13 protein-coding genes are annotated in these 16,014 nt (G+C 66.0%); 11 read left to right on the top strand and 2 right to left on the bottom strand.

Annotation, left to right across the window (positions count from 1 at the left end; genetic code table 11):
• Window positions 1-283, top strand: a 283-nt coding sequence (locus HBF26_RS19405) for a hypothetical protein (protein ID WP_205287599.1), incomplete at its 5' end; no start/stop codon positions are given.
• Between the two features lie 146 nt (window positions 284-429).
• Here the strand turns inward: HBF26_RS19405 and rho are convergent.
• Both rho and trxA read right to left on the bottom strand, forming a co-directional pair.
• Window positions 430-2,202, bottom strand: coding sequence for a transcription termination factor Rho (rho, locus tag HBF26_RS06810; protein WP_167124333.1), 1,773 nt, complete (start codon window positions 2,200-2,202; stop codon window positions 430-432).
• A 149-nt stretch (window positions 2,203-2,351) separates the two neighbouring features.
• A complete protein-coding gene (gene trxA / locus HBF26_RS06805) occupies window positions 2,352-2,678 on the bottom strand; it encodes a thioredoxin TrxA (RefSeq protein ID WP_338039638.1) in 327 nt (108 codons plus the stop codon).
• Between the two features lie 428 nt (window positions 2,679-3,106).
• Between trxA and rhlB the strand changes: the two genes are divergently transcribed.
• The 10 genes from rhlB (at window position 3,107) to HBF26_RS06755 (ending at window position 16,003) form a co-directional block, all read left to right on the top strand.
• A complete protein-coding gene (gene rhlB, locus HBF26_RS06800; protein WP_167124331.1) occupies window positions 3,107-4,864 on the top strand; it encodes an ATP-dependent RNA helicase RhlB in 1,758 nt (585 codons plus the stop codon).
• A 190-nt stretch (window positions 4,865-5,054) separates the two neighbouring features.
• Window positions 5,055-5,732 (top strand): cell division ATP-binding protein FtsE, encoded by a 678-nt coding sequence (gene ftsE / locus HBF26_RS06795; RefSeq protein ID WP_167030754.1) that lies wholly within the window; start codon window positions 5,055-5,057, stop codon window positions 5,730-5,732.
• On the top strand, window positions 5,729-6,712 hold the full coding sequence (gene ftsX, locus HBF26_RS06790) for a permease-like cell division protein FtsX (RefSeq protein WP_167124329.1): 984 nt from the start codon (window positions 5,729-5,731) through the stop codon (window positions 6,710-6,712). Before ftsE ends, ftsX begins: the two co-directional genes overlap by 4 nt.
• An 11-nt stretch (window positions 6,713-6,723) precedes the next feature.
• Complete coding sequence (locus HBF26_RS06785; protein ID WP_338039637.1) at window positions 6,724-7,563, top strand: response regulator; 840 nt, start codon at window positions 6,724-6,726, stop codon at window positions 7,561-7,563.
• Complete coding sequence (gene ung / locus HBF26_RS06780) at window positions 7,560-8,261, top strand: uracil-DNA glycosylase (protein WP_167124325.1); 702 nt, start codon at window positions 7,560-7,562, stop codon at window positions 8,259-8,261. The genes HBF26_RS06785 and ung overlap by 4 nt, the downstream gene beginning before the upstream one ends.
• Before the next feature lie 325 nt (window positions 8,262-8,586).
• Window positions 8,587-9,447, top strand: coding sequence for an RNA polymerase sigma factor RpoH (gene rpoH, locus HBF26_RS06775; RefSeq protein WP_167030766.1), 861 nt, complete (start codon window positions 8,587-8,589; stop codon window positions 9,445-9,447).
• Between the two features lie 80 nt (window positions 9,448-9,527).
• Window positions 9,528-10,208 (top strand): response regulator transcription factor, encoded by a 681-nt coding sequence (locus tag HBF26_RS06770; RefSeq protein WP_167124323.1) that lies wholly within the window; start codon window positions 9,528-9,530, stop codon window positions 10,206-10,208.
• Window positions 10,192-11,559, top strand: a complete 1,368-nt coding sequence (locus HBF26_RS06765; RefSeq protein WP_193569786.1) for a sensor histidine kinase — start codon at window positions 10,192-10,194, stop codon at window positions 11,557-11,559. The genes HBF26_RS06770 and HBF26_RS06765 overlap by 17 nt, the downstream gene beginning before the upstream one ends.
• Before the next feature lie 78 nt (window positions 11,560-11,637).
• Window positions 11,638-14,841, top strand: a complete 3,204-nt coding sequence (locus tag HBF26_RS06760; RefSeq protein ID WP_167124321.1) for an efflux RND transporter permease subunit — start codon at window positions 11,638-11,640, stop codon at window positions 14,839-14,841.
• Window positions 14,831-16,003, top strand: a complete 1,173-nt coding sequence (locus HBF26_RS06755; protein ID WP_167124319.1) for an efflux RND transporter periplasmic adaptor subunit — start codon at window positions 14,831-14,833, stop codon at window positions 16,001-16,003. Before HBF26_RS06760 ends, HBF26_RS06755 begins: the two co-directional genes overlap by 11 nt.
• The last annotated feature ends 11 nt before the right edge of the window (window positions 16,004-16,014 follow it).

The raw sequence follows: 16,014 nt of genomic DNA, 5'->3' as shown, positions 1-16,014 counted from the left end.
GTGGCCGCATCCCGCCGTCGCAATTCGCTGCTCACCACCGCGCACAACAGGACAACAACGCAGTAATCTTCAACCCCGGACTTTCACAGTGATCATTGGTACGGCTGGTGGGGGCAGGTCACAATATCGAAATACAGCGCATCACACGCCCAAGAGCAAAGAACAGGCCGCAAAAAAGTATAGGGACTGCCGGCATGGCTTTCTTGAGGGACTCAGAAAGATTCCGCTGTTTCGCAATGCCATGCGCAATCTTGGTCTATCGGGCGGGCTCGATCCGATTTGATTTTTAGTGCAGTGCCATATCTTGATGGGCTGATACGAAAATGCCCCGACGCAATCGTCGGGGCACGTGTCTAGGTCAGGTTGAAGTCGATTATGGTGGCGGATCGTGTTTAGCCGCGCCAATTGATCTCATCTTAGGTGTACTTCCTACCGCTTCATCGAATTGAAGAACTCGTCGTTGGACTTCGTGTTCTTCATCTTGTCGAGCATGAACTCCATAGCGGCCAGTTCGTCCATCGGATGGAGGAGCTTGCGCAGGATCCAGATCTTGGCGAGCAGGTCGGGGTCGATCAGCAGGTCTTCGCGGCGCGTACCGGAACGGTTGATGTCGATAGCCGGATAGACGCGCTTTTCGGAGATGCGGCGGGACAGGTGCACTTCCATGTTGCCCGTGCCCTTGAACTCCTCGTAGATCACCTCGTCCATCTTCGAGCCGGTGTCGGTCAACGCCGTGGCGATGATCGTCAGGCTGCCGCCTTCCTCGACGTTGCGCGCGGCGCCGAAGAAGCGCTTCGGACGCTGCAGCGCGTTGGCGTCGACACCGCCGGTGAGCACCTTGCCGGAGCTGGGCACCACTGTGTTGTAGGCGCGAGCCAGGCGGGTGATGGAGTCGAGCAGGATCACGACGTCCTTCTTGTGCTCGACCAGGCGCTTGGCGCGCTCGATCACCATTTCGGCAACCTGCACGTGGCGCACGGCCGGCTCGTCGAAGGTGGAGCTGATGACTTCGGCGCGCACGGTACGGGCGATTTCCGTGACTTCTTCCGGACGCTCGTCGATCAACAGCATGATCAGGTGCACGTCGGGATGGTTGTACTGGATGGCCTGCGCGATGTTCTGCAGCATCATCGTCTTACCGGATTTCGGCTGGGACACGATGAGGCCACGCTGGCCACGGCCGATCGGCGCCACGAGGTCGAGGATGCGGCCCGTGATGTCCTCCGTGGACCCGTTGCCGCGCTCGAGCTTGAACGCCTTGCGCGGGAACAGCGGGGTGAGGTTCTCGAACAGCAGCTTGTTCTTCGACGCCTCCGGCGGATCGCCGTTGATGTCGTCGACCTTCAGCATGGCGAAGTAACGCTCGCCTTCCTTCGGGTGGCGGACGCGTCCGGTGATGTAGTCGCCGGTGCGCAGGTTGAAGCGGCGGATCTGGCTGGGCGAGACGTAGATGTCGTCCGGGCCGGCCAGGTAGGACTCGTCGGCCGAGCGCAGGAAGCCGAAGCCGTCCTGGAGGATCTCGAGCACGCCCTCGGCCCAGATGCCACCGCCGGAGCGGGCGTGGGCCTTGAGAATGTTGAAAACGACGTCCTGCTTGCGCTGGCGGGCCACGCCTTCACGGATGCCGAGCGATTCGGCGAATTCCAGGAGCTGGATGGAATTCTTGCGCTTCAGTTCGGTGAGGTTGATCAGGCGGTCGTTGCTGCCGGCATCGGCATTCTCGTCGTCGTCGACGGGGTAGCCGTTGTTGTTGCGCGGATGTTGGTAGTTGCCGCCGCCATTGCCGCCACCGCCCTGACGCTGCTGGTTGCGCTCGTTCCGGCGGCGCCGGCCGCGGCCTTCGCGCTCGTTACGGTCGTTGCGGTTCTGTGGATGCTGCTGGCCGCCGCCTTGCTGCTGGCCCTGCGGTGGGTTCTGACCCTGCTGCGGCTGACCTTCGCGCGCCTCGCCCTGCTGCTGTTGCGGCTGCGGGAGCGGCGGAAGTGCCGGCGGATGGTTGCCGAGCTGCAGTTCCGCCTGCGGAGCGGGAGCGGGAGCGGGCGCCGGGGCAGCCTTCGCGGGAGCCGGCGCGGGCGCGCTCGTCTCTACCGCGGGAGTCTCGGCGGGTGCCGCCTTGCGACGGCCACGAGGACGCGGTTCGGTCGCAGGCTGGTCGCCGGCGCCCTTGGCGTCGATGGATTCTTTGCTTTCGATATCGGACACGGGCAAACCTCACGGGGCGCCGTTGGAAGAAGAAGGGGAGAGGGTTCGCGGCAGGGGGACAAGCGGTGTCCCGGCGAACGCTTAGAGCCTAGCATCGCGTGAGGCGCTGCGTAAAGCGCCCCACGCGGCGGCGGGATGAGTCGGGACGATCAGATCGTCTTTTCGATGAACTGGCTGAGCTGCGCCTTGCCGACGGCGCCTATCTGAGTACCGGCGACCTTGCCGTCCTTGAAGATCATCAGGGTCGGGATGCCGCGAATGCCGTACTGGCGCGGCGTCTGCTGGTTTTCGTCGATGTTGATCTTCACGACCTTCAGCTTGCCTTCGTACTCGCCCGCCAGCTGGTCGAGCACCGGTGCGATCGACTTGCAGGGACCGCACCACTCCGCCCAGAAGTCGAGCAGTACCGGGGTGTCGGATTCGAGCACTTCCTGCTGGAATGCAGCGTCGCTCGTATGGGTGATCTTGTCGCTCACCGGAATCTCCAGAATGGGTGAAATAGGGGGGTTGACGACCGTGACGCTCGCATCGGCTACACTAAGGAGCCCCATGTCGCGGGTCCAACCGGAACCGAAGGTCTTGGCCATTGCGGCCGGTGGCCCTCATTCCAACCCAACTAGGGGCGCGATTCAAGCAATTCAAGGTTGCCGGCGGGTGGTTTCCGTTGACATAGGTAAACCGGTTTCGACAGCCGGTTCACCTATGCCAGCGGGAACCCTCGGGTGCGACCACCTCCGCTTCCGGCCTTCGCGCGCCGGGCGCGTCGCAGGCGCCGCCGGCATGGCATCCGGCCGCTTCCCGACACTCCCGTGACCCGGTCGGACCCTCCTCACGTCCCGCGGGCTCCTCATGCCGCCGGGGCGGCGCCGCACGATGCGGCGCGCGTTTCAGGCCCATCTTCACTATGTCCCAAACCGTTCTCACCGACGTCTTCTACGAAAACCTCGACCTGCACCCGCTGCTCCAGCAAGGTCTCGCCGCCGCCGGAATCACCCGCTGCACGCCCATTCAGGCGCTGACGCTACCCGTCGCCCTCACGGGCCGCGACGTCGCCGGCCAAGCCCAGACCGGCACCGGGAAAACCTTCGCCTTCCTCGTCGCGCTCATGGACCGCCTGCTGAAGCATCCGGCCCATCCCGACCGCAAGGATTCGGACCCCCGCGCCCTCGTCATCGCACCCACGCGCGAACTGGCGATCCAGATCGAGAAGGACTTCCAGGCCATCGGCAAGGCCACCGGCCTGCGCAGCGCCCTCATCTATGGCGGCGTGGACTACGACAAGCAGCGCCAGCAGCTGCGCGACGGCTGCGACATCATCATCGCCACGCCGGGTCGTCTGCTCGACTACTACAAGCAGGACGTGTTCGGCTTCGGCAGCGTCGAAGTCATGGTCATCGACGAAGCCGACCGCATGTTCGACCTCGGCTTTATCAAGGACGTGCGCTTCATCTTCCGTCGCCTTCCGGCCCGCGAGAAGCGCCAGGTCCTGCTGTTCTCGGCCACGCTGAGCCACCGGGTGCTGGAACTGGCCTACGAGCACATGCACGAGGCCGAAAAGCTGGTGGTCGAGACGGAAAACGTCACCGCCGACCGCGTGCGCCAGGTGGTCTACTTCCCCTCCAAGGAAGAGAAGATGCCGCTGCTGTTCAACCTGCTGGAAGAGAGCAAGGCCGAGCGCAGCATCATCTTCGTCAATACCAAGGCCGCCGCAGAGCGCATCACCGACCGGCTCAAGCGGCACAATTTCCGCGTGGGAGCCATCTCCGGCGACGTGCCGCAGGTCAAGCGCCAGAAGCTGCTGCAGCGCTTCCAGGACGGGCAGATCGATCTGCTCGTGGCCACCGACGTCGCCGCGCGCGGCCTGCACATCCCGGCCGTCAGCCACGTGTTCAACTACGACCTGCCGCAGGATGCCGAGGACTATGTCCACCGCATCGGCCGTACCGCCCGCCTGGGCGCCGAAGGCGACGCGATCAGCTTCGCCTGCGACCTCTACGCCATGGGCCTGCCGGACATCGAGGCTTACATCAACCAGAAGATTCCCACGGCATCGATCGAGGCGAAGATGCTGGTGATGCCTGCGCCGCGGCCTCGTGCCGACGGCGTCCAGGACGAAGTGGACGATCCGAACGACACCGGCGGTCACATCCCCACGCGCGGTGCGCCGCCGGAAAAGGGTGGCCGGGGCAGCCGTGACGGCCGCGGCTCGCGTTCGGGCGACCGCTCGGGCAGCCGCGAACGTCGTCCGCGCCCGCCGCGCGAGGACCGCCCGGCCACCGCCGCGTCGTCGACGGAAGTACCGGTGAAGACCGTCGTGGTTGCCGAGACCGTGGCCGAACTACCCGCCGCCACGGAAGCGATGGCCGCCGAGGGCGCCACGAAGAAGCGCCGCCGCCGTCGTGGCGGTCGCGGCCGCGGCGCCCGCGAGGGTGCGGAGAACGCGGGTGCCGGTGCCGCTGGCACGCCGAACGGCAATGCGGCGCGCGGCGACCGTGCGAAGCAGGGCGCGCCGCGTCGTGCCGAGGGCGAGAATCCGAACCGCCGCCCGTCCCGCCAGGTGACCGCCACCCGGCCGGCGTCGGCGCCGACACCGGCCGCCGCGCCGGTGAAGGAAAAGATCGGCCTCCTGCGTCGCATCGGTCGGCTGTTCGGGGGGCGTTGAGCCCCCGCTGGAACGGCTTTTTGTGGGAGCCGCTTCAGCGGCGATGAGTGCTCGCGGCAAGCGTGCCTGCTGCCACGGGATCGCCGCTGAAGCGGCTCCCACATTTATATGAACTGCGTGGGGCGCACTGCCGCAAAATTTCCGGCACATCCCTTATCCTCTGGGACTACACGAGCCAACGGATAAAGCGGTGATCGGTTTCGATCTGGTGAGCAAACGGTACGAGGGCGGTCACCAGGCCCTTACCGATGTGTCGTTCCATGTCGACGCGGGCGAAATGGCCTTCGTCACCGGGCATTCCGGCGCCGGCAAGAGCACGCTGCTGAAGCTGCTGGCGATGATCGAACGCCCCACGAATGGCGTGGTGACGCTCGACGGCCAGAAGCTCAACACCGTTCGCCCCGGCGACATTCCCAGGATCAGGCGCAAGCTCGGCATGGTGTTCCAGGACCATCGCCTCCTGCTCGACCGCACCGTCTTCGCCAACGTGGAACTGCCGCTGATCATCGGCGGCGTCGCTCCCGCCGATCGCGGCCGCCGCGTGCGCGCGGCCCTCGAGAAAGTCGGCCTGCTCAGCTACGAAAAACAACTGCCCGAGGCACTGTCCACGGGCGAGCAGCAGCGCGTGGGCATCGCTCGCGCCATCGTCGCGAAGCCCGCGGTCCTCATCGCCGACGAACCGACCGGCAATCTCGATCCCCAGCTGGCCATGGAAATCATGACCCTGTTTGCCGAATTCCAGGCGGTGGGCACCGCCGTCCTCGTTGCCAGCCACGACCTCATGCTCATCAAGCGGATGAAAAAGCGCGTCGTGGTCCTCGACCACGGCAAGCTCGTTGCCGACGTGCCCGCCACGGAGGTGGTATGAACGCGGTGCGCGACACCCGCAAGGCCCCGGAGCAACCGGAGAAGACGCGCCGCAGCGAGCCGCGAAAGGTCGGCGCGTGGCGCGAGCACCATCTCTGGAGCATGTCCATCAGCCTGCGTCGCCTCGGCACGCGGCCGCTCGGCACCCTGCTCACCGTGGCTGTCATGGGCGTGGCGCTGGCCCTCCCGCTCACCTTCTACCTGCTGCTGGGCAACGTGCAGCGGATGGGCGACGCGCTCGGACGCAACCAGTCCATCAGTGCCTTCATGAAGCCGGGGCAGAACGCCGCCATGGCGGAAACCGCCGCGTCCGCGTTGCGCGGTCGCCCCGAGGTGGCCGACATCGTGGTGCGCACACCCAAGGACGGTCTCGCCGAACTCGCCGAGGTACAGGGGTTCTCGGGTGCCTTGCAGTCGCTCGACGCCAACCCGCTTCCCTATGTGCTGTCCGTGCAGCCGAAGCCGGGCCTCTCGGCGGAGGACGTGAGCCGCCTTGTCGAATCGATGAAGGCGACTCCCGGCGTCGACATGGTCCAGGACACCGGTGCGTGGCGACAGCGCCTGGATGCCCTCGTGGGTGTCGGCGGCCGGGCCGTCGCGCTCCTCGCGCTGCTGCTCGGCATCGCCGCCCTGCTGGTCGTGGGCAACACCATCCGCGTGGACATCCAGAGCCGCAGCGCGGAGATCGGCGTGCTGCTGCTCATCGGGGCCAGTCGTCCGTTCGTGCGACGCCCTTACCTGTATGCCGGCATCTGGCTCGGCTTCCTTGCCGGCGTGCTCGCGGTCGTGCTCGCCGTGGTGCTGGAATTGGCCATGGCCGGACCGGTGGGGCGGCTCGCGGCAGCCTATGACGGCAGCGTGAGCTTCGGCGGGCTCCCCGCATGGCTGCTGCTTTCGGTACCCTTCGCGTCGGCCGTGCTGGGGTGGCTCGGGGCGCGACTGGTCAGCGCGCGGCAGATCCGCCGCGCAGCGGCGGGCTGAAGGGGGTAGGGGTGGGATCCAACATCGGTTCGGGTGTGGCCAGCGCGACGCCGCGCATTCTCATCGTGGACGGCTCGAAGGTCGTGCGCCAGCTCATCGCGCGCGTGGTCGCGGCCGAGGTGCCGGGGGTGGAGATCGTGGAGGCCACCACGGGTGCGGAGGCCCAGTCCGAGCTGCAGCGCGGCGTCTTCGATTTCGTCACGGTGGCACTTCGCCTTCCCGACATGGACGGACTCGACGTCGCCCGCTTCGTGCGCGAATCCGCGCCGCAGATCTACATGCCGATCGTCGTCGTCTCGGGCGACGTCGAGCAACGCCTGCACCGACGCGAACTTGGCGAGTTCGTCACCGACTATTTCGACAAGTCCCTCGGCTTCGGCGCGCTGGCCGAATTCATTCGCGGCTATGTGCGACCCGAGGGCGGCGCCGAGGGCGAGGTGCTGTACGTGGAGGACAGCCGCGTCGTGGCACTGGCCACGCGGCGCATGATGGAGAAATACGGCCTCACCGTGCACCACGTCATCAGCGCGGAGGATGCCCTGCAGCACCTGCGTCAGGCGCGCGAGCGTGGCGAGGTGGGCGCCGATGTCGTGCTGACGGACGTCAGCCTGAAGGGCGAACTCACCGGCGGCGACCTCGTCGAGCGCATCCGCAACGAGTTCGGCTACGGCAAGGGCCAGTTGCCCACGCTGGTCATGACCGGCGACGAGAATCCCGCGAACCAGGCCGCGCTCCTGCGCGCCGGCGCGAACGACCTCGTGGAAAAGCCGGTGGAAGAAAAGCTGCTCATCACGAAGCTGCTTTTCCAGCTTCGCGTTGCCCTGCATCTGCGTGCGAGGGCCACGCATTGAACGACAGGGTGAAGCTGGAGCCGTCGTGGAAAGCCCGGATCGGCGCATACCTCGATCGCCCCGACATGCTGGCCCTGTCCGACTTCCTGCGCAGCGAAAAAGCCCGGGGCAAGACGATCTACCCGCCCGGTCCCGAGATCTTCAACGCTTTCACCCACACGCCCTTCGACAAGGTGCGCGTGGTCATCCTCGGCCAGGATCCGTACCACGGGCCCGGCCAGGCCCACGGCCTCAGCTTCTCCGTACGTCCCAGCGTGCGCGTGCCGCCGTCGCTGCAGAACATGTTCAAGGAAATCGAGGACTGCCTCGGTATCCCGCGCCCCGACCACGGCTGCCTTACGCCCTGGGCCGACCGCGGCGTGCTCCTGCTGAACGCCGTGCTGACCGTCGAAGCGGGTAACGCCGGGTCGCACCAGGGCAAGGGCTGGGAAGGCTTCACCGACGCGGCCATCGATGCCCTCAACCGCGAGCGCGAGGGGCTGGTCTTCATGCTCTGGGGCAGCCACGCCCAGCGGAAAGGCCAGCTGATCGACGGCAAGCGCCACCTCGTCCTCCGTAGCGTCCACCCGTCGCCGCTCTCCGCCCACCGCGGCTTCATGGGCTGCGGCCACTTCGCCAAGGCGAACGCCTACCTGGAATCCCGCGGGGAGCCGCCGATCGACTGGTCGCTGCCGGCCCGCTCCGCCCTTTCCATGTAGGAGCGCGCCCTGCGCGCGACATGTGTTGAGGCCGTGCCGGGGAGCTGGCGCGGGAGGCCGCGGACCGGGGCGAAAGATGTCGCGCGCAAGGCGCGCTCCTACAGCAGTGGTCCAGCAGTTCTTGTAAAACAATGGGTTAAGCCGTAATCCGGCAAGCCAAAGCCGCCCCGACCCATACGGCACATTAACCAGCCTTGCCCTGCGCTGGACATGTCGGACCTATTTCTGTACCATTGCGTACAGTTAACCGATGAACTTCGGGCCGACTTAGCACTCTCATTCCGGGACTGCTAATCTGCGTAAAGACTTTCAGGAGGTTCCACACATGTCCCAAGCCCTCGCCACCCGTAACTACGGGCTACCGAGCGTCGTTGGCAGTCTGGATTCCTATATCTCGGCCGTCCATCGCATTCCGGTGCTCAGCCTTGACGAGGAGCAGTCGCTGGCGCGCCGCTTCCACGACGACGCCGACCTCGACGCCGCCAAGCAGCTCGTGATGTCCCACCTGCGTTTCGTGGTCCACGTGGCCCGCGGCTACAACGGCTATGGCCTGCAGCTTTCCGACCTCATCCAGGAAGGCAACATCGGCCTGATGAAGGCCGTGAAGCGTTTCGACCCGGATCAGGGCGTTCGCCTGGTCAGCTTTGCCGTGCACTGGATTCGCGCCGAAATGCACGAGTTCATCCTGCGCAACTGGCGCATCGTGAAGGTGGCCACCACCAAGGCGCAGCGCAAGCTGTTCTTCAACCTGCGCAAAAGCAAGAAGCGCCTGGGCTGGATGAACGCCGAGGAAGTGCGCGTGGTCGCGAACGACCTGGGCGTGCCGGAAGCCACCGTCCGCGAGATGGAATCCCGTCTCTCGGGCCGCGACGTCGGTTTCGAAGCCCCGGCCGACGCGGACGACGACGACAAGCCGGCTCCGGCTGCGTTCCTCGTCGACGAAGGCGCCGACCCGTATGACAACCTCGCCGAGGAAGACGCCAGCAACAACCAGATGGGCGCGCTCTCCACGGCGCTCGGCAACCTGGACGATCGCTCGCGCGACATCATCCAGCGCCGCTGGCTGGCCGAAGACAACAAGGCCACGCTGCAGGACCTCGCGGACGAGTACGGCGTTTCCGCCGAGCGCATCCGCCAGATCGAGGCGAACGCCATGAAGAAGATGCGCGTCGCCATCGCCGCCTGAGATCGCGGTTCGGCGTAAGATCGGAAACGGCCCCTTGTGGGCCGTTTTCCGTTGAGGTCACCACCGCAGGAGCAAAGCGGATGCCCAGGGCACTGGTCATCGAAGACGACGAGGTCACCGCGCGCGACATTGTCGCGGAACTGCACGCGCACGGTCTGGCCGCCGACTGGGTGGCCGACGGTCGCGAGGGCCTTGCGCGCGCGCTTGCCGACGGCTACGACATCGTCACCCTGGACCGCATGCTCCCGGGCATGGATGGCATCGATGTCGTGTCCGCACTGCGCCAGCGCGGCGTGGACACGCCGGTGCTGATGATCAGCGCGCTGTCCGACGTGGACGAGCGCGTACGCGGCCTGCGTGCGGGCGGCGACGATTACCTGACCAAGCCATTCTCTCCAGACGAACTCGCGGCCCGTGCCGAGGTGCTGTTGCGCCGGCGTCGCCAGGGCCCGAACGAGACGCGCCTGCGCGTGGCCGATCTCGAGCTCGATCTGGTCCGCCACAATGCGCAACGCCGGGACCAGGAACTGACGCTGCTTCCCACGGAATTCCGCCTGCTCGAATTCCTGATGCGCAATGCCGGGCAGGTGGTCACGCGGCAGATGATCTTCGAACACGTGTGGGGCTTTCATTTCGATCCGGGCACGAACGTGATCGACGTCCATATCGGCCGGCTGCGCCGCAAGATCGACGGCGCAGGCCATTCGCCGCTCATCCGTACCGTTCGCGGCTCGGGATACGTCCTTGCGCCCGCTGACTGACGCCTGGCGTTCCGCCACCTCGCGCCTGATCATCATCTATGGCGCGTTGTTCGCCATCTGGTGCGTGGTGCTCCTCGGCATCGTGCAGTGGGAAACGTCGCGCTACCTGTCCGGCGTGATCGACCAGATGCTGGCGTCGCGCGTCCACTACCTGGAAGGCACGGCACCGCGCGACATGCGCGCCACCGTCGACGCCGCCAGCCGGATCGACGTGCAGGGCGCCATGTGGATGGGTCTGTTCGACGCGCAGGGCCGCCACCTTGCCGGCAACATTGCCGCGCTGCCGAAGGGCCTGGACGAAGACGGCATGGCCCGGTCGATCGACGCCAGTCTCGACTCTCCCACGCGCAAGGGCAGCACCCGCGTGCGGGGGCTTTCCCATGAACTGCCCGACGGCACGCGCCTTGTCGTAGCGAAGGAAAGCACGACCATCGACGGTATCGGCACGATCATCCGTCGCGGAGTCCTGTGGGGCCTCTCCCTCACGTTGATCCCCGGGGTGCTTGGCGGCGTGCTGATCGCGCGCGGGCCTGCCCGGCGTATCCGCGCCATCCAGCAGGCGATGGAGCCCATTCGCGAGGGGGACCTGAGCGTTCGCCTTCCGGTGAGCGGCATCGGCGACGAAGTGGACCTCCTCGCGGAAACCGTCAACGCCACGCTGGCCGAGATCGAACGCCTCCTCGGCGAAGTGAAGGGCGTGACCGACAACATCGCCCACGATCTCCGCACGCCGCTCACCCGGATGCGCACGCGCCTGTACCGGTTGCAGCAGGTGTTCGAGTCGCGCCCGGAGGGCGAGCAGCTCGACGCATGCGTCAGTGAGATCGACACCGTGCTGGCGCGCTTCCGCGCATTGCTTCGGGTGTCCGAACTGGAAGACAGGCAGCGCAGCGCCTGCTTCGAGAACATGGATCTGGGCAGCGTCCTGCGGAACGTGCACGAGTTCTATGCGCCCGTTGCCGAAGACCGCGGGCAGCGGTTCGACCTGGAACTCGGCCGACTGCCGCCGTTACGCGGCGATCCGCAGCTGTTGTTCGAGGCATTCGCCAATCTCGTCGGGAACGCGATCAAGTTCACGCCCGACGGCGGCACAGTGCGCCTCGTCGCATCCACCGGTGTCGATGGTGGCGCCCGCGTGGATATTGCCGATACCGGGCCCGGCATTCCGCCGGACGAACGCGAGGCCGTGTTTCGCCGCTTCTATCGCAGCGACGAGACACGGTCCAAGCCGGGGTGCGGCCTTGGCCTTGCCATCGTGAGTGCCATCGTGCGCTTGCACGGGTATTCGCTGTCGGTGGGCGGCAGCGACCGCGGCGCGGTGTTCACCGTCACCTGTCCCGCCAGCGCCTAAATAAATATTAACTACGCCGGCGGCGTGCCGCGGCGCAAAATTCGCGCCGACGCAAACACGCCTCGGAATCCGTCCCCCATGATTGGCATCGTCCGGATCGCGCTCACGCGGCCGTATACCTTCGTTGTCCTCGCATTGCTGATCCTCATCGTGGGCCCGCTTTCCGCGTTGCGCACGCCGACTGACATCTTCCCCGACATCAAGATTCCCGTGATCGCGGTGGTCTGGCAGTACAACGGCCTTCCCCCCGACCAGATGGCCGGCCGTGTGTCGTCGCCGTTCGAGCGCGTGCTCACCACGACGGTGAACGACATCGAGCACATCGAGGCCAACTCGATCCAGGGCTTCGGCATCGTCAAGATCTTCTTCCAGCCGACCGTGGACATCCGCACGGCGAACGCGCAGGTGACGGCAGTGGCGCAAACCCTGCTGAGGCAGTTGCCGCAGGGCACCACGCCGCCCCTGATCCTCAACTACAACGCCTCGACGGTGCCGATCATCCAGCTGGCGCTCTCGGGCAAGGGGCTCACCGAACAGAACCTAGCGGATCTCGGCCAGAACATCATCCGGCCGCAGCTGGTGTCCGTACCCGGCGCTTCCATCCCGTATCCCTTCGGTGGCAAGACGCGCCAGGTGCAGATCGACATCGATCCGCAGGCACTGCAGGCGCGGGGACTCTCCGCGCAGGACGTCGCCAATGCGCTGGCCGCGCAGAACCTCATCACGCCGGTGGGAACGCAGAAGATCGGCCGCTACGAATACACATTGCAGCTCAACAACTCGCCGTCGGACATCGACGAGCTGGGCAACCTGCCGGTCAAGGTGGCCAACGGTGCCACCGTATACATTCGCGACGTGGCGCAGGTGCGCGACGGCTCGCCGCCGCAGACCAACATCGTGCATGTGGACGGCAATCGTTCGGTGCTGATGACGGTGATGAAGAACGGCTCGGCGTCCACGCTGGCGATCATCGCCGGCATCAAGCAACGCGTCGCGGAGATGAAGGACGCGTTGCCGGAAGGCCTGACCATCTCGCCCATCGGCGATCAGTCGCTGTTCGTCAGCGCGGCCATCGAGGGCGTGGCCCGCGAAGGCGTGATCGCCGCGGCGCTCACCAGCCTGATGATCCTTCTCTTCCTTGGCAGCTGGCGCTCCACCGTCATCATCGCCACGTCGATTCCGCTGGCCATCCTTGGCTCGATCGCCGCGCTCTCCGCCATCGGCGAGACGATGAACATCATGACCCTGGGCGGACTGGCGCTCGCCGTCGGCATCCTGGTGGACGACGCCACGGTGACCATCGAGAACATCAACTGGCACCTGGAGCAGGGCAAGGATGTCGAAACGGCGATCCTCGACGGTGCGGCGCAGATCGTGACGCCCGCCTTCGTGTCGCTGCTGTGCATCTGCATCGTGTTCGTGCCGATGTTCTTCCTGGAGGGCGTGGCGCGGTTCCTCTTCGTGCCGATGGCCGAAGCGGTGATGTTCGCGATGATCGCGTCGTTCATCCTCTCGCGCACCTTGGTGCCGACGATGGCGAAGTACCTGTTGAAGCCGCACAGCCATGAAGACCCGCACGGAGAGCACGGTGCCGTCTCGCGCAATCCCTTCGTGCGTTTCCAGCGTGGCTTCGAGAAGCGCTTCGAGAGCATTCGCGCCAGCTACCACGTGCTCCTGGAGATGGCGCTGCTCCATCGCAAGGTGTTCACCATCGGATTCCTCGGCTTCGTGCTGCTGTCGTTCCTGCTGGTGCCCATGCTCGGCCGCAACTTCTTCCCGTCAGTGGACGGTGGCCAGATCCTCATGCACGTGCGAGCCCCGATCGGCACGCGCGTGGAAGAGACCGCCCGCCTGTTCGCCGAGGTGAACGAGGCCGTGCGCAAGGTCATTCCCAAGGAGGACCTCGGCACCGTGGTCGACAACATGGGCCAGCCGATCTCGGGCATCAACACGGCGTACAACAACACCGGCACCGTCGGATCGCAGGACGGCGACATCCAGATCGCGTTGAACGAAGGGCATGCGCCCACGGCCGACTACGTGCGCAAGTTGCGCGAGATATTGCCACGCCAGTTCCCGGGCGCCACGTTCTCCTTCCCGCCCGCGGACATCATCAGCCAGATCCTCAACTTCGGTTCGCCCGCGCCCATCGACCTGCAGATCCGTGGTCCGAACGTGTCCGCGAACTTCGCGTATGCCAAGCGCCTGCTGCGCGAGATTCGCCGGGTACCGGGCGTTGTGGATGCACGCATCCAGCAGTCGCAGGCGAACCCGGGCTTCAATGTCGACGTCGATCGCAGCCGCGCGCAGCAGGTTGGCATCACCGAGCGCGACGTGACCACCAGCCTTGGCGTGAATCTCGCCGGCTCCAGTCAGGTGGCGCCGACGTTCTGGTTGAATCCCAAGAACGGCGTGTCGTACCCGATCGTGATGCAGACACCGCAGTACCGCATCGACAGCCTGCCCGATCTGGAAAACGTGCCGATCAGTCCGAGCACGGGAACCGCGGGCGCGCAGATCCTCGGCGGCTTCGCCACGCTGTCGCGCACGGCCACCAGTTCCGTGGTGAGCCAGTACAACATCAATTCCATGGTGGAGATCTTCGCCACCACGCAGGATCGCGACCTCGGCGCGGTCGCGTCCGACATCCAGACGATCGTCGATGCGAACAGGAAGTTCCTGCCCAAGGCCTCCAGCACCGCGCTGCTGGGCCAGGTGCAGACGATGAACAGCGCTTTTTCCGGGCTCATCCTCGGCCTGCTGGGCGCGATCGTGCTCATCTATCTGCTGATCGTGGTCAACTTCCAGTCGTGGAGCGATCCCTTCGTGATCGTGACCGCGCTGCCGGCCGCCATCGCCGGCATCGTCTGGATGCTCTTCGCCACGCACACCACGCTCTCGGTCCCCGCACTCACCGGCGCCATCATGTGCATGGGCGTCGCCACGGCGAACTCGATCCTGGTGGTGAGCTTCTGTCGCGAGCGTCTTGCCGAGCACGGCGACGCGGCCAAGGCCGCGCTCGAAGGCGGCTTCGTGCGCTTCCGCCCCGTGCTGATGACCGCGCTGGCGATGATCATCGGCATGGCGCCCATGGCCCTGGGCCTCGGCGAAGGCGGCGAGCAGAACGCGCCGCTGGGCCGTGCCGTGATCGGCGGACTGATCTTCGCCACCACCGCCACGTTGTTCTTCGTGCCCATCGTCTTCAGCATCGTCCATGGCCGTCGCGGCCATCCGTCTTCCAACCCGGCGAACGTTTCCGGAGAGCCCGTCCATGTCGCCTGATAACCTGCACCAACCCCCGCCGCGTCGCCTTCGTCTCGCGGCGACCATCGCCGCCATCGTCGTCATCGCCATCGTCGTGGCCGGCGTGGCGACACGCGCCAACGACTCGCGCAAGCTGCGCGACTGGACCGACGCCCAGGCCGTGCCCACCGTCAACGTGGTGTCGCCGGAAAGCGGCCAGGGCGGTGGCGAGCTGGATCTTCCCGGTCGGCTCCAGGCCTATGCGCGCGCACCGATCTTCGCCCGTACGAGCGGATACCTGAAGTACTGGAAGGCCGACATCGGCCAGAAGGTGAAGGCCGGCGACCTGCTGGCCGAAATCGAGACGCCCGACTTGGATCAGCAACTGCTGCAGGCCAAGGCCGACCTGGCCAGCGCGCGTGCGAACGAGGCGTTGGCCCTCACCACGGCGAAGCGCTGGCAGGCGATGCGCGATTCGGACTCCGTGTCGCGCCAGGAAGTGGACGAGAAGACCGGCGACTATGAAGCGAAGCATGCGCTTGCGCAGGCGGCGCAGGCGAATCTCGAACGGATCCAGGCGTTGAAGGGATTCGCGAAGCTGGTCGCTCCGTTCGACGGCGTCGTCACCGCGCGCGAGACCGATGTCGGCGCATTGATCAACGCGGGCGGCGGCGGACAGGAGCTGTTCGTCGTGTCCGACGTGCACAAGCTGCGCATGTACGTGAACGTGCCGCAGAACTATGTACCGTCGATTCGCGACGGGGCCACCGTGAAACTCACGGTGCCGGAATACCCGGGCAAGACGTTCTCGGGCACGGTCGAAGCCACGTCCGCCGCGATCAACGCGGCCTCCGGCACCACCCTTGTGCAGGTCTCGGTCGACAACGCGGACGGCAAGCTGCTGCCCGGTGGATACGCCAGCGTGACCTTCGATCTTCCGGCCGATGCCGCACTGCTTCGTGTGCCGGCAAGCGCGCTCGTCTTCGATGACAAGGGCCTGCGCGTCGCCACCGTGGACGGACAGAACAAGGTGGCCTTCAAGGTGGTCACCATCGCGCGCGACTTTGGCAAGACGGTGCAGCTCGGATCGGGCATCGCCGCAGGCGATCGGCTCATCGAAAGCCCGCCCGATGGTCTCGCGGACGGCGATACGGTGCGCGTGAACGCGCCCAAGGCGGATGGCGACCATGCCAAGGCGTGACGCATTCCAAG

This window comes from Luteibacter jiangsuensis (genome assembly GCF_011742555.1).
Taxonomy (GTDB): Bacteria; Pseudomonadota; Gammaproteobacteria; order Xanthomonadales; family Rhodanobacteraceae; genus Luteibacter; species Luteibacter jiangsuensis.
Note: the sequence above shows the minus strand (reverse complement) of the source record. Positions and strands in the feature narration are given on the sequence as shown.